Source organism: Psychroserpens sp., from assembly GCF_034670085.1.
Classification (GTDB): Bacteria; Bacteroidota; Bacteroidia; order Flavobacteriales; family Flavobacteriaceae; genus Psychroserpens.
Map to the genome: position 1 here is coordinate 183,254 of NZ_JAXMOD010000005.1, position 14,975 is coordinate 198,228.

The 14,975-nt window shown below is 32.1% G+C and carries 14 protein-coding genes; 7 read left to right on the forward strand and 7 right to left on the reverse strand.

Going from position 1 to position 14,975, the window contains the following annotated elements:
- Nucleotide 1: 1 nt before the first annotated feature.
- Both VOI25_RS10150 and VOI25_RS10155 read right to left on the reverse strand, forming a co-directional pair.
- Nucleotides 2-739, reverse strand: a complete 738-nt coding sequence (locus tag VOI25_RS10150; RefSeq protein ID WP_323788957.1) for a hypothetical protein — start codon at nucleotides 737-739, stop codon at nucleotides 2-4.
- A gap of 131 nt (nucleotides 740-870) precedes the next feature.
- The gene (locus tag VOI25_RS10155; protein ID WP_323788958.1) at nucleotides 871-2,385 is read right to left on the reverse strand and encodes a DEAD/DEAH box helicase; all 1,515 of its coding nucleotides are present in this window, start codon (nucleotides 2,383-2,385) and stop codon (nucleotides 871-873) included.
- Between the two features lie 604 nt (nucleotides 2,386-2,989).
- Between VOI25_RS10155 and VOI25_RS10160 the strand changes: the two genes are divergently transcribed.
- The gene (locus tag VOI25_RS10160; RefSeq protein ID WP_323788959.1) at nucleotides 2,990-3,550 is read left to right on the forward strand and encodes a biopolymer transporter ExbD; all 561 of its coding nucleotides are present in this window, start codon (nucleotides 2,990-2,992) and stop codon (nucleotides 3,548-3,550) included.
- 1 nt (nucleotide 3,551) lies between these two features.
- Here the strand turns inward: VOI25_RS10160 and VOI25_RS10165 are convergent, their stop codons facing one another.
- Genes VOI25_RS10165 through VOI25_RS10180 form a run of 4 tightly spaced genes read right to left on the reverse strand, consistent with a single transcriptional unit; the run spans nucleotide 3,552 to nucleotide 9,637 of the window.
- Nucleotides 3,552-3,971 (reverse strand): hypothetical protein, encoded by a 420-nt coding sequence (locus VOI25_RS10165; RefSeq protein ID WP_323788960.1) that lies wholly within the window; start codon nucleotides 3,969-3,971, stop codon nucleotides 3,552-3,554.
- A 45-nt stretch (nucleotides 3,972-4,016) separates the two neighbouring features.
- Nucleotides 4,017-4,340: a hypothetical protein gene (locus VOI25_RS10170; protein ID WP_323788961.1), complete on the reverse strand. Its 324-nt coding sequence runs from the start codon at nucleotides 4,338-4,340 to the stop codon at nucleotides 4,017-4,019.
- A gap of 7 nt (nucleotides 4,341-4,347) precedes the next feature.
- Nucleotides 4,348-7,599 (reverse strand): WD40/YVTN/BNR-like repeat-containing protein, encoded by a 3,252-nt coding sequence (locus tag VOI25_RS10175; protein ID WP_323788962.1) that lies wholly within the window; start codon nucleotides 7,597-7,599, stop codon nucleotides 4,348-4,350.
- 37 nt (nucleotides 7,600-7,636) lie between these two features.
- Complete coding sequence (locus VOI25_RS10180) at nucleotides 7,637-9,637, reverse strand: dehydrogenase E1 component subunit alpha/beta (protein WP_323788963.1); 2,001 nt, start codon at nucleotides 9,635-9,637, stop codon at nucleotides 7,637-7,639.
- A 152-nt stretch (nucleotides 9,638-9,789) separates the two neighbouring features.
- On the opposite strand from VOI25_RS10180, the gene VOI25_RS10185 reads away from it, so the two are divergent.
- The 6 genes from VOI25_RS10185 to VOI25_RS10210 all read left to right on the forward strand — a co-directional run bounded on the left by VOI25_RS10185 (nucleotide 9,790) and on the right by VOI25_RS10210 (nucleotide 14,210).
- Entirely contained in the window at nucleotides 9,790-10,737 is a 948-nt protein-coding gene (locus VOI25_RS10185; RefSeq protein WP_323788964.1) for an isopenicillin N synthase family dioxygenase, read from the forward strand.
- Between the two features lie 81 nt (nucleotides 10,738-10,818).
- Complete coding sequence (locus tag VOI25_RS10190) at nucleotides 10,819-11,151, forward strand: translation initiation factor (RefSeq protein ID WP_323788965.1); 333 nt, start codon at nucleotides 10,819-10,821, stop codon at nucleotides 11,149-11,151.
- A 2-nt stretch (nucleotides 11,152-11,153) separates the two neighbouring features.
- On the forward strand, nucleotides 11,154-12,092 hold the full coding sequence (locus VOI25_RS10195; RefSeq protein ID WP_323788966.1) for a DUF1835 domain-containing protein: 939 nt from the start codon (nucleotides 11,154-11,156) through the stop codon (nucleotides 12,090-12,092).
- Entirely contained in the window at nucleotides 12,082-12,954 is an 873-nt protein-coding gene (locus VOI25_RS10200; protein ID WP_323788967.1) for a nucleoside phosphorylase, read from the forward strand. The genes VOI25_RS10195 and VOI25_RS10200 overlap by 11 nt, the downstream gene beginning before the upstream one ends.
- Nucleotides 12,955-12,964: 10 nt before the next feature.
- Nucleotides 12,965-13,822 carry a substrate-binding domain-containing protein gene (locus tag VOI25_RS10205; protein ID WP_323788968.1) on the forward strand — a complete coding sequence of 286 codons (858 nt, stop codon included), beginning with the start codon at nucleotides 12,965-12,967 and terminating at the stop codon, nucleotides 13,820-13,822.
- 178 nt (nucleotides 13,823-14,000) lie between these two features.
- A complete protein-coding gene (locus VOI25_RS10210; RefSeq protein WP_323788969.1) occupies nucleotides 14,001-14,210 on the forward strand; it encodes a hypothetical protein in 210 nt (69 codons plus the stop codon).
- Nucleotides 14,211-14,227: 17 nt separating this feature from the next.
- Here VOI25_RS10210 and VOI25_RS10215 read toward each other — a convergent pair whose 3' ends face one another.
- Nucleotides 14,228-14,893: a uracil-DNA glycosylase gene (locus VOI25_RS10215; protein ID WP_323788970.1), complete on the reverse strand. Its 666-nt coding sequence runs from the start codon at nucleotides 14,891-14,893 to the stop codon at nucleotides 14,228-14,230.
- Nucleotides 14,894-14,975 lie beyond the last annotated feature (82 nt).

The following is a 14,975-nucleotide window of genomic DNA, read 5'->3' on the forward strand; positions in this document are numbered from 1 at the left end:
GTTAATTGTCTTTTTCTTGTTTTTCTTTTGCTTCTTCCACTTCTTGTTTTGTTTTTGGAAAGTCGTTACTCTTAATGACTAGAATTTTGGCTTTTACACCTGTAAGTAAATTCCATCGTTTTGATGACACAAGAACTTCATTGTCATCATAGACTAAAAATTCTGCGGTATTAGGACCAGATTCGCCTTGATTCAAAGCCATAAATACAACTGTATTAATGCCTTCCTTTAAAGGAATATTAAACGATTTATAATTGGCAGTTAGTAAAAGACTAGGAATAAATATTTCATCATTTACAATAACTTGCACTAAATCACCATCAGGAAACTCATGATCTCTACAACGGATATTTGCAAACTCACTATTAATTCTTACATCACCTAAAAACATATCAGACATGGTCTTTATTTTTAAACCTTGCTCTTCGAGTTTAGCATTATAACGTTTTTCATAAATTTCACCAGGATTTCTCAAGTTGTTATCATCAAACATAGAAAACTCCTTTTTTTGAGGTTTTAATTCTCTAATCTTAACGGGAATACCACTTATGTTTTCATCAGTTTTAGTGATTTCAAGTTTTGAATTTGGTTTGATTTTAAACTGTGTAGGTGTTGAATCTTTTTCTTTAGTTTCCTTAGCAGGAATTTTAATAGATTTTTTCTCGTTATCCGGATTTGGTTGTCCGCTAACAAAAAAGGTCAAGCCTAAGAATAATACAAATAATACTTTAAGTTTCATCTAAGTTATAAGTTGAGGCTATCGAAAATCAAAAACCGTTCCTTAATTCAAAATAACGGCTTTCCGTTTGAAAAATTTCAATATTAACAGTTTATTAGGTCGTTATAATTTTGTTAAGCTGTATTCAGCAATTAAAATTTGCCGTTAAAACTCAACCTAAGTTTACGTGTGTACTCTTCTAATAACCAATCTTTATAGTTTTTTGTGCTATTCATAATACAGTAACAATATTGTTTTATGCGGTAGCAAATATCATCATGCAATAATTTTGCAAGTTCTCTAGCTTCAAATACATCTTCACTATTGGCAATCACTAATTCTGAATGTTGAGCAATTGAATTCTCAATAGCCTTCATTGATTTATGGCCTTCACGAGTTACTTTTTTATATTCTTCCTTAATGTCAAACGTATCATTAGGATTCTTTTTAAATCGTTTTCGCAACGAATCTGGCATTTCATAAACAAAATCACGTTCAATATCTTCATCGAGTCTAAGATTCTCTAAATAATAATCAGGATTCTTAAAAATATGTTGCCAATCTACTGGCTGACTCCATGGTCCGAAACGAATCACATTGTTTCCTAAATCTATAACTTTGAAGGTTGATTTTTTCTTATGGATTCTAGATCCTCTACCAATCATCTGGAAATATAAGGTTAAAGATCGTGTAGCTCTATTGAGAATAATGGAGTCTACAGAAGGTTCATCAAAACCAGTTGTCAAAATACTTACAGAAGTTAATATACCATCAGGTGTATTCTTAAACCATTTTAAAATGTCCTTACGGTCTTGCTTTGAAGACGTATTGTCCAAATGTCTAATATTATAACCAGCACGTTTAAACGTATAATACACTTCTTTAGACGTATTAATGCCATTATTAAAGATTAAGGTTTTTTTGCCTTTAGACAATTCTTCATATGCAAATAGTAATTTACCTTGCATTGAGGCATTAGTATAAAGAGCTTCTGAAGATTTGACAGTATAATCGCCATTAATACCAATTTTTAAACTATTAAGCGAAACATCATAATTATAGACATCTGCAGTAGCTAAAAATCCATTTTTTATCAATGTAGAAATATCATCACCAACAATGAGTTCTTTATAATTATCCTTCATTGGTAATTTAATATTGCTACTTAAAGGTGTTGCAGTAACACCAAGAATAAAACATTTATCAAAAAACTTGAATAGTTTTCTGAATGAATTATAATGTGCTTCATCAATTATAACTAAACCAATATCTTCTAACTTGAGTTTCTCATCATTAAGTCGGTTGTTTAAGGTTTCAACCATAGCGACGAAACATTCGTATTGATCTTGATCGGGAAGTTCTTTTACCTTACTATTAATGATTTTATTATTGACCTCAAAGCCATGCAATACTTTGGAAGTTTGTTTGCACAACTCAATGCGATGTGTTAGAATAACTACCTTTTTCTTATGTTTCTTAATGTATCGTCTAACAATTTCAGAAAATATAACTGTTTTTCCTCCACCTGTAGGAAGTTGATATAATAAATTATAATTATCGGGAGCATTCTCTAAAACATCAAAAATGCGATTAAGATCAGCAATTTGATAGTCATATAGACTCTTTTTGACAATTTTTTGGTTTTCTAATTCTAAGGTCGTGGACATATAATTAATAGCTTCTGAAAAAAAAATTCTTACAAAATTAACCTTTTATAAGGTTATCAAGGCATATTGTTAAAAACAAATGAAAAAAACATTCCTATTTTTTTAATAGTGCTACAACTACTCTATTTATCATATGTAGAACTTATAAATGCATCTATCAATTGTTAAATAATGTTAAATAACTACTTTGTAATACATAGTACTGTAACATTTTTGAAATAGTGTCGTCTATTAAGTATAAACATCAATTAAAAAACAAACAATCAAATTAAAAATCAATTATCATGAGAACTTTAAACAACAATCAATTAACAAGTACTAGAACAGAAACTAAAACATTTACTTGGAATCAAAAAAGACGTTACAGATAATTTTACTGTAACAATTCATCAATCAAAATCAATCTACCATGAAAGTATTAACTAGAATTATCAATACGTCGCATACGGTTAACGACGATTTAAACACCGTAAAGTAAAACACATTTGAGTTAGTTTTAAATTAGAAAAGGCACATAAGAATACAGCTTCTTAAGTGCCTTTTTTGCATTTTAAAGTATGGTATTATTATTGAGAGTTTTTAGAGAATCATAAAAACTATACTCATGAAAAACTCAAGACATTCAATGCCTCAAGTAAATGCAGGCTCAATGGCAGACATCGCATTTTTATTGCTTATTTTCTTTTTAGTTACTGCTATGATACCAAAAGATAAAGGTATAAAAAGAACCTTACCAGAACCTTGTCCGCTAGGAGAAATATGTGATACTCAAATTAATAAGCGAAACATGCTTGAAATAAGCGTGAACTCAAGCAATGAACTTTTTGTAGAAAATAAAATTATTGTTATAGAAGATTTAAAGTCAAATGTCAAAGCATTTTTAGATAATAATGGAGATAATTCTTGTGATTATTGCAATGGAACAAACGCGCTTTCATCCTCAGATAACCCTAAAGAAGCTGTTATTTCTTTACAAAATGATAAACTAACGTCCTATGAGTTTTATATTAAAATTCAAGATGAACTCACAAAAGCATATTATGAACTTAGATCGGATTACGCACGGACTATTTTCAATAAAACGACTAACGAATTAAATAAAGATGAATTGGCTGAAGTTCAAAAGGCGTATCCTTTTAAAATGTCCGAAACTGAATTACAATAATTTAGTTTTTAGATTTTAGATCTCTATAGCTGATGTTAACCTTGCGCTTGCCCCATTTTTTTGCAGCTTTAACATCAGTTCCCATATAAATATCAATTTTATTTTTCCAACGAGAATGCATTTTGTCTTTCACCAAGTAGGTGCCTTCTAATCCTTCGACTTTGACTAAGGTGTTGTGTTGTAATCCTAATTTTAAAAGATCTCTGGAAACCGCTATATATTTTAAGCCTGGCTTTAAACTGTCTCCAAAAGCAGCAATAAAGGGATCACTATCAGTTTGACTAACTAAAGAGTTATATGCAGTGGCTGTGACGTTAATGGTTTTCCATTCAAATTCATTTGACGCTTCATCTTTGCAATTGAGAAGGGATAAACTAATGAGTATTAGAATAAAGTACCGTCTATTGGCTGTAGTAATCATATCTAAATATAAGATTTTTAGATGAGATTAAAGTCGTTGATTATATCAATGTGATTTATAATAATTAATGAGTTCAATACCAATATTGATAACCGAAACAACGAGTAAAGCCATCAAAATTGAATTGAGCACTAAGGCTAGAATTTTTTGTTTCGTTTTAGGCTCATTTTTGGTTTTTAAAGCAAAAACAAATCCTACAATAGTCATGAAGAATATGAGTAGTATTAGGATTCCACTAACTACTGAATAGAAATTTATACCAACAATTTCAGAATTAGCTAAAGATTTTAAAATGATAAAACATAAAATCAGGACAATACTAGTGAGTGCTGACCTGAATGCTTTCTTTGAATTTATTGACTTATCCATACTCAATTTAATTTTTTAATAAACCTTGTCCTTCAATCCAAGGAGCTCCAGACGCTTTAAGTTCACTTGCAATTGCTTTCAAATCATTTAGTATTAATCCATCCAACTTTGAGGTAATATCATTAAGTTGATCTTTTGAACGTTGAATCGCAGATTTAAGATTTTCGGTAGGACCATAAGTGTTTTGAGAAGCCATGATACCTAAATAGCCACCATCAAATGGTGTTGGATTAGACTTCTCTCCTATTTCAGACTTTGTTCTATCTCCATTTAACTCTTTATCAAGCGCCAATAATTTCTGCTTTGCATTATAAATTTTGGTATACAGATTATCTGAAGTATTTACAGCTTTATCTGCAGCTCTTTTCATGGCATCGACAACAATTAACTGTTGAGCTAAAGTTGAAGATGTCGCTGAAAGCTTTTGCTGAAACAAATGATGAGTTTCTATAAAGCTTTTTTGTTCAGCATATGAACGTCCTTCCAAAGCTCCTTTTTTTAATGGTATCACTTGAAATTCTTGAGGCTCTCCAAGTTGTGTAATCTTACCATCAATACGTTTTGATAATGTTACTTTATACCTTCCTGGAGTCGCTAAAACAGTATTATTTGTCCAAGGATCAACAACTTTCTTATCCTTAAGTTTTATAATATCACGTTCTGGATAACTAAGATCCCAACTCACTCGGTTAAAGCCTTTATTATTGGTTCCAGTAACTCTATTTATAATACGACCTTGATCATCTTTCACTGTTAGAATTAAAACAGGTTCTTCTTGAAATTTTTCTTTTTCCAATGAATTCCATCCTGGAAATTTAATTTCAGCGTTTTGCTTTTCTTGTTTCTTTTCAGATTCCTGACGTACTGTTTTCAATGACTTTAACTTTTCAGATAAATAATAGGTGAAAACGGCTCCGAAAGGTGGATTTTCAGCAGCATATTTTGCATTTCCTTGTCCGTAAATTTCATCTCTTTGAATATACCAATATGCTGGTTTAACTTTAAACAAAGTGGCATCTGCTTTTGCAACAGATTGATTAAAATCTCGTATAGGACTCAAATCATCTAAAACATAAATCCCTCTCCCAAATGAACCAGCCACTAAATCATCCTCTCTTCTTTGGATTACAATATCTCTCATAGAAATTGTTGGTGCTCCACCTTTTAATTTAATCCAATTAGTGCCACCATTGGATGTGAAATAAACACCATATTCTGTAGCCGCAAATAATAATTCTTTCTTTACATGATCTTGTACCAATCTCCAAGTAATTAATGATTTTGGTAAATCACCATTTATAGAAATCCAAGATTTACCTTTGTTTGTGCTTTTTATAATATAGGGATTATAATCACCATATTTATGATTGTCTAATGCAGCATAAACTGTTGAAGCATCATAAAGATCAGCTCTAATATCATTTACAAATGCAGTAGAAGGAATTCCTTTAATAGAACCAACTTCAATTTTGGTCCAACTATTACCATCATTTTCTGAAACCTGAATTATACCATCATCTGTACCTGCATAAAGCAAACCTTCTTGGATTGGAGACTCAGCTAGAGATGTTATGGTGTTATAATTTGACATAGCTGCAATGTCCCAAGCATTGTCCCAACTTTGTTGTTTACCCATCATAGGGAGTTCAATTCGATTTTGATTACGAGTTAGATCTCGAGAAACAGCGGTCCATTCATCTCCTCTGTTTTCTGAACGCCAAACACGTTGTGAGGCAAAATATAAACGTTTAGGATTATGTGGGCTAACCAATATTGGTGCATCCCAATTATATCGTTCAAAAGGTTCACCTTTTTTTGGTTGAGGCTGAATAAATACAGTTTCACCTGTAGTTTGATCAATTCTAAATAACCAACCCTGTTGAAACTCACCATAGGTTATATTTGGGTTACCTGGTTCTACTGCTGACTGATGTCCATCTGCACTCAAAGTAATCCACCAATCATCATTAGTAATTCCTGTTTTACTTATGGTTCTAGACGGTCCACCATGAGAACCATTGTCTTGAGTACCACCATATATATTATAAAAAGGAACAGAATCATCAACTGCAATTTTATAATATTGTGTGAGTGGTAAATTACTTATAAAAGACCAATTTTTTGTAAGATCGAAAGTTTCATAAAGTCCTCCATCAGTGCCAAAAAGCAAATAATTTTCATCTGTTTTTTTGAATGCAAGCGCATGGCTATCAACATGCTTTTTATCCTCATTCATAAAGGCGAATGTTTTACCATGATCATGAGAAACTTGAACAACATTACTCATTAAAAAAAGTGTTCCTTCATGGTGAGGAGATGCATATAATTCTTGATAGTAGTGAGGTCCAGTTCCACCTGAAACTGCGTCAGATTGTTTCTCCCATGAAGCACCTTTGTTTTTGGATACAAAAAGGCCTCCTTTTTTTCGATCCAATTCAATTGCTGCATAAATTATATCTGAATTAAACGGAGACATAGCTAAACCTATCTTTCCCAAATTTGATTCAGGAATGCCATTTTTAAGTTCTGTCCATGTTTCACCACCATCAGAACTTTTATGTAAACCAGATCCAGGTCCACCGCCTAAGTATGCAGCTACAGATCTTTGTCGTTGCCATGTTGCCGCATAAAGCAGATCTGGATTTGAAGGATCAATTAAAAGGTCTGTAGCACCAACCCATTGAGTGTCACCAAGTGTCCTCTTCCAGTTTTTTCCGCCATCGATAGATTTAAAAACACCTCGTTCTCCTCCACTACTCCATAAAGGACCTTGAGATGCTACCCAAATGATGTTTGGGTTTTCAGGGTGTACTATTATTTTTGAAATATGCTCAGACGTTTTTAAACCCATATGTTTCCAGGTGCCACCATCGTCATGACTTACATAAATTCCGTCTCCAAAACCAACGTGTCTTCCGCCTACATTTTCTCCTGTGCCCACCCAAATAGTATGAGAGTTATTAGGATCTATTGTAACGCAGCCTATTGAATACGTTGTTTGCTCGTCGAAAATTGGAGTCCATGTCGTACCAGAATTCATAGTTTTCCAAACACCTCCAGAGCCAACAGCTATATACCAAATGTTTTCATTTTCAGGATGAATAGCTATATCTGCAATTCTACCAGAGGTTAACGATGGCCCTAGACTCCTAAATTTCAAGCCTTTAAAAGTATCTTCATTTAATTGTTGAGAATGAGTTGTCTTTGTAACACCAATTATTAAAAATAATAACAGTGTCGCTTTTAAAAAATTTTGCATGCGCTTGGTGGTTAGTTTATATAATATGAATTTTATATTAATAGCTTAACAGGTCTTTCAATGTCTCTTCAAATCGACCTTTTGCGATATATTGATCTTCTAACTGATTAATAAACGGAATTGGTGTTTCTAAACTTGCTACACGCTTCACTGGTGCATCTAAATGTTCAAAACAATTTTCCATGATTAACGCCGAAATATCGCTAGCAATTCCTCCAAATAGGGAATCTTCTTGTAAAATAATAACCTTTCCTGTCTTTCGAACTGAGTTGTAAATAGCTTCGGTATCTAAAGGCTGTAGTGTTCTTAAATCGATTACATCAGCATTAATATCCGAATTATTATCCAATGTTTCCATAGCCCAATGTACACCTGCTCCATAAGAAATAACCGTTACATCATTTCCTTCTCTAAGCAATGCTGCTTTTCCAAATGGTAAAGTGTAGTAATCTGTTGGTACATCTTGACGAATACTTCTGTATAAGGCTTTGTGTTCAAAAAATAACACAGGATTTGGATCATTAATTGCTGTCGCTAATAAACCTTTGGCATCATAAGGAAACGCAGGATATACAACTTTTAAACCTGGTGTTTTAGTAAACCAAGCTTCATTAGTTTGCGAGTGAAATGGTCCTGCCGCAACACCACCTCCACATGGCATTCGTAAAACGACATCAGCTTCTTGATTCCAACGGTAATGAGATTTTGCCAAATAATTTACCACAGGATTAAATCCAGAAGTCACAAAATCTGCAAATTGCATTTCAACAACAGATTTTATGCCAGCTATAGATAATCCCATTGCAGCTTCTACAATAGCAGATTCGCAAATCGGTGTATTTCTTACACGCTCTTTTCCAAACTCCTTTACAAAACCATCAGTAATTTTAAAAACACCTCCATATTCTGCAATATCTTGACCCATAATTACCAGGTCTTTATGTTGTTGCATCGATTGTTTTAACCCTAAAGAAATAGCATCAATTAAGCGAAGTTCTTCAGTTTTTGGTTTCGGACTAACATCCTTATATTCAAATGGTTTGTAGACATCATTTAACTCAGTCGTTAAATCTGCTTCAATTGGAGCTTCATCAAAAGCAATTTGTAAATTCTCATTAATTTCATGTACAATTCCTTCTTTGATGGCAACCTCTTGTTTTTCGGTTAAAATCTTTTGGTTTATTAAATAGGCTTGAAAATTTTCAACGGGATCTTTTTTTGCCCATTCTTGCATTAATGCTTTAGGCACATATTTAGTGCCACTAGCCTCTTCATGACCGCGCATTCTAAAGGTTTTGAACTCAACTAGAATTGGTCTTGGTCGTTTTCGAATACTCTGAGCTAGTTTTTTTATTTTAGAATAGACTTCAACAACATTATTACCGTCGAGTATAAAAGATTCCATGCCATAACCTTTTCCACGATCTGCGATGTCTTTGCATCTATATTGTTCACTAGTTGGTGTTGAAAGTCCGTAACCGTTATTTTCAACACAAAATAAAACTGGCAATTGCCATACTGATGCGACATTCAAAGCTTCATGAAAATCACCTTCACTTGTGCCTCCTTCTCCTGTAAATACAGCTGTTACTTGATTTTTGTTTTTCAACAAGCTAGCTAAAGCAATACCATCTGCAACACCTAATTGTGGACCAAGATGTGAAATCATTCCAACAATATTAAATTCTTGAGTTCCGAAATGAAAAGAGCGATCACGACCTTTTGTAAAGCCATTTGCCTTACCTTGCCATTGACTAAATAATCTGTGTAACGGAATATTTCTAGATGTAAAAACACCTAAATTTCTATGCATAGGAAGGATGTATTCTTCAGAATCTAGAGCCAATGTTACTCCAACAGAAATAGCTTCTTGACCTATACCAGAAAACCATTTTGATATTTTTCCTTGACGCAATAGAATGAGCATTTTTTCCTCTATTAGCCTAGGTTTAAGCATGCTTTTATAAAGTTTTAAAAGCGTGCGATCGTCTAGGTTCTTTTTGTCAAAAGTTATTACACCTCTTGTTGAAGTTAACATAGTAATTTGGATTGTATTTAAAAATCAAATGTAATTAAAAATTGATTGAAAAGTATTTAAACCTTATTTTTTTTAGCACATAAAACCTATATGATTTTACCGATGTTTTCGTTATTTTTGTAGTATTGCAGTAATAACATAATATTTAAATCATGGATAGAATACCTAGTGTAAACCTTGAAGATTTTATTTCAGGTGACCCAAATAGAAAGCAAAAGTTTATTAATGAAATTGGAAAAGCCTATGAGGAAATTGGTTTTGTCGCATTAAAAGGTCATTTCTTAGACGATAGTTTGGTTGATAATCTTTATGGCGAAGTCAAGAACTTTTTTAGCTTACCAGTAGAAACTAAACGTAAATATGAAATTGAAGGTATTTCTGGACAACGTGGTTATATTTCATTTGGAAAAGAAAGTGCAAAAGGTAAAAAAGAAGGCGATTTAAAAGAATTTTGGCATTTTGGTCAATATGTTGAAGATGATCCAGAACGTGCTAAAGAATATCCAGAGAATGTTAACGTTGAAGAATTACCAGAATTCAATAAGATTGGAAAAGATACATTTAGCATGCTTGAAAAAACAGCTAAGTATGTTTTAAGAGCTTTAGCTTTACATCTCGATTTAGAAGAAACCTATTTTGATAAATATATTCATAATGGAAATTCTATTTTAAGACCAATTCATTATCCTCCTATTACATCAGAACCAGAAAATGCGGTACGTGCTGCTGCGCATGGTGATATCAATTTAATAACCTTATTAATGGGTGCGCAAGGACGTGGTTTACAAGTCCAAAACCATGATGGCGAATGGCTTGATGCTATTGCTGAGCCTGACGAATTAATGATTAATGTTGGTGATATGCTATCAAGACATACCAATAATAAATTAAAATCTACTATTCATCGCGTTGTAAATCCACCTAGAGAACTTTGGGGAACATCTCGTTATTCTATTCCATTTTTCATGCATCCCATAAGTGAAATGAAATTAGATGTTTTAGAGAGTTGTATTGATGATGAAAACCCAAAGCAATTTGATGATATTACAGCTGGTGAATTTTTAAACGAACGTTTAATAGAACTAGGACTTAAGAAATAAAAAATATGTCTGTTCGAGCGCAGTCGAGAACTAAAATATAAACATCTCGACTGCGTTCGATGTGTCATTTCCTGTTAATTTATGGATTTAGAAGATCAATTAAAAAACCTGTTTCCAGACCACGTTAAAGAGGACGTTTCCGAAGAAAATGATTTGGAAAGTCAAGGTATTTGGTTACAAGATGATCCAATTATTTGTAAATATGAAAAGCGTAAAGGAAAACCAATAACCATTCTTGAAGGTTATACTGGAGCTGTTGAGGATTTCAAAAAACTTGCAAAAGAACTCAAACAAAAATTAAGTGTTGGAGGCAGTTTTAAGGATGATAAAATCATTATTCAAGGTGATTATAGAGATAAAATTATGCAGATTCTTAAAGAAAAAGGATTTGCAGTTAAACGTGTTGGTGGATAATTATGAATACAATACTTCACATTACAAATGGTAACGCGTTTACCAACGTTCTTAAAGAGCTCGAAATTAAGGGAGACATCTTAACTTGGCAAGAAATGCTTTGTGAAGGTCCAACAATTGCTCATATTGATTCTGAAGATTTTATTAAAGTTAGACAACAGTTTTTAAGTGATTTTTATAATATTGAAATCAATGTTGATGAATTAAAAAAAGAATTAAATAAATTAAATGATGTCAGCGACTATACTGAAATAGTTTTATGGTTTGAGTACGATTTATTTTGTCATATAAATATGCTAGGTGTAATGAGTTTATTACATCAAAAAGGAATTAATCTACCACTATATTTAGTTTGTAGCGGAAGGATTGAAGGCGAAAAAAACCTTAAAGGCCTTTCAGAACTTACACCTCAACAACTTTACAAACATTATGAAGAGCGCATTGAGTTAACTGATGAAGATAGAGATTTAGCCATTTCACTTTGGCGAACTTATTGTGGTAAAGACCATAATTTATTCAAGCCTTATATTGTACAAAAATCATCATTTAAATACCTCAGTAATTGTTTAAAAGCACATTTGAGACGCTTTCCAGATTCAAAAACGGGTTTAAGTGTTTTAGAAAAAAACACATTAGAAATTGTAAGAGATAACGATATTAAATCTAAACATCATTTATTAGGTTATGTATTAAATTATCAAGGATATTATGGCTTTGGTGATTTGCAGTTAGAACGTATGATTCAACAATTATCGTTGTTTTTTGATGAACAAGAGGACCAACTAAAACTAAATAGAAAAGGTCATGAAGCCTTAGTGAAAATTCATAATTTCTCTATTGAGATTAATAATAATATGATTTATGGAGGATTAAATCGGTTAGACTACCAATTTAACAAAAACGAAAACAAACTTGTAAAAACGAATATTAATGTCCATTAAAAATTCTGAATTAATACTTAATCCTGATGGTAGTATTTACCACTTAAACCTCAAACCAGAGAACATTGCTGATACTATCATTTTTGTAGGAGATCAAGATCGTGTTGAAAAAATAACGAAACATTTTGATAGTATTGAGTTTACAACGCAAAAGAGAGAATTTAAAACCCAAACAGGTCATTATCGTGGTAAACGCATTACAGTAATTTCAACTGGTATTGGGCCAGACAATATTGATATTGTATTAAATGAACTTGATGCTTTAGTGAACATCGATTTAGAAACGCGTAAACCAAAAACAAATTTAACTAGTTTAAAAATTATTAGGATTGGAACCTCAGGATCACTTCAAAAAGATATTCCTGTAGACGCATTTGTAATTAGCACTCATGGCTTAGATATTAATGGTATGTTACATTTTTATCAAGTCGATGACATCAGTAATCCTGAAGTGGAAAATGCTTTTATTGCTCATACCAATTGGGATAAAAATAAAGCAAGACCAATCATTATTGATAATAGTAAAGATTTAGAGACTCATTTTGATAGTGACCAAATTTTTAAAGGAATGACAGGAACAGCAGGAGGTTTTTATGGACCTCAAGGTAGAGTACTTAGATTGCCTTTGCAAGATCCCTCTTTAAACTCTAAATTGGATCTGTTTTCATATAAAGATTTTAGAATTACCAATTTTGAAATGGAAACTTCAGTTATTTATGGTTTGTCAAAATTACTTGGTCATGAAGCTTTGTCATTAAACGCCATTATTGCAAATCGACCAAATGGAGACTTCAGTAAAGACCCTAAACAGACTGTCGAGAATTTAATAAATTATGCTTTAGAACGCATTGTAAGTTTGTAATCAATATCGTATGAAAAGAATAAATATTGGTGGTGTTCCAGAGCATTTTAATTTGGCTTGGTATTTAGCGCTCAAAAATGGAGAGTTTAAAGAAGAAGGCATCAATTTAAGATGGAAAGATTACTTTGGTGGAACTGGCGCTATGAATAAAGGTTTACGTGAAGGTGAAATTGATATGGCAGTTATTCTTACTGAAGGAATAATTAAAGATATTATAGATGGTAATCCTAGTAAAATTGTGCAAACATTTGTGCAATCGCCTTTAATTTGGGGTATTCACGTTGCTCATGATTCTAGTTTTAAAAACATTGATGATTTAAAAGGAACAAAAGCAGCTATAAGTCGTTATGGATCTGGTTCTCATTTGATGGCATTTATTAATGCAGAAAATAATAATTGGAATCTCGATGAAGATCTCAATTTTGAAGTCATAAAGAATCTAGATGGCGCTGTTGAAGGCTTAACCAATGGTGTTGCCGATTATTTTATGTGGGAAAAATTTACGACCAAGCCAATTGTCGATGATGGTGTTTTTAGACGAATTGCTAATTGCCCAACACCTTGGCCTTGTTTTGTGATTGCTGTAAATTGTGAATTTTTAGAGCATAATGAAGACGATGTAAAAACCATACTAAACATTATTAATAAGACTACTAAAGAGTTTAAGTCTATTCCAAGTATTGATGTCACAATTGCTAATAGGTACGATCAGAAACTTGAAGACGTACAAGAATGGTTGTCATTAACAGAATGGTCACAAGATGTTATAAACGAATCGACAATTATGAATATTCAACAAAAACTTTTAGAACTGGATATTATACCAAAAGCGGTTCCTTATTCAGAATTGATTCACCATATAAAATAAGTTTCAAGGTAGGAATTTCGCCCCTTTAGTTGTTATAGTAATGAAAAGTGGTTCCAATAAAGACGTATAAATATTAACATAACATTAATGTTTTCTTCTCATAAGTTTCTATTTTTCAAAAATTTAGTTACATTTGTTAGTATCCCAACAGTCTATTAACTTAACAAACTTGAAGCATATGATAATGATAATTACTCTAATTCTAGGTACTTTAGTTGCATTAAATTTCTTACTTCTTATATTCAGTTGTAACAAAACTTCAAAGAGAATTACAAATGAGAGTCCTGTAATGTACAAAACGACTAAAACTGCTGAAAAGGTGCCAGCAACTACTCAGCATATTGCTCGAACTCAACCACAAACGCAATTAGCGCCAACAGGAAGTTAATATATTAATTTTTAGACTTACCAATTAATAGGGTCAATCCCCTTTTCAATTAAATACGAATTCGTTTTACTGAAGTGTTTATTTCCAAACCAATAGCCTCTATTAGCACTTAATGGTGACGGATGACCTGAAGTGAAAATTTGATGATTTTGATCGTTAATAAGCTTTGCCTTTCGTTTTGCAAATCCACCCCAAAGTAAAAAGACAACATTGCTTTTTTTATAACTGATGGTTTTTATTACGGTATCAGTAAAACTTTCCCAACCTTTTTTTTGATGACTTCCAGCATGATGAGCTCTTACTGTTAATGTGGCATTTAATAACAATACTCCTTGTTTAGCCCAACGTTCTAGATTACCAGATTCTGGATAATCTGAATTTAAGTCATTTTCAATTTCCTTAAAAATATTAATTAGTGAAGGTGGATGCGAAATACCGTCATTTACTGAAAACGAAAGTCCGTTAGCTTGATTAATGCCATGATAAGGATCTTGGCCAATAATAACTATTTTTACATTATCAAAATGACAAAAATTGAAGGCAGAAAAGATTTTAGATTCTACTGGATAACATTGATGATGAGTGTATTCAGATGTTAAAAAAGCCATTAGAGTTTCAAAATACGGTTTGTTGAATTCGTCAACAAGCAAATTTCTCCAGCTTTCGTGTAGGTTTAAGTTCATTTTATCTAAAAAAGAATCCTATTATCTAAAATATGAATAATGTCATAAAATTGTATAAACAAATATACTATATTCGTTTTTT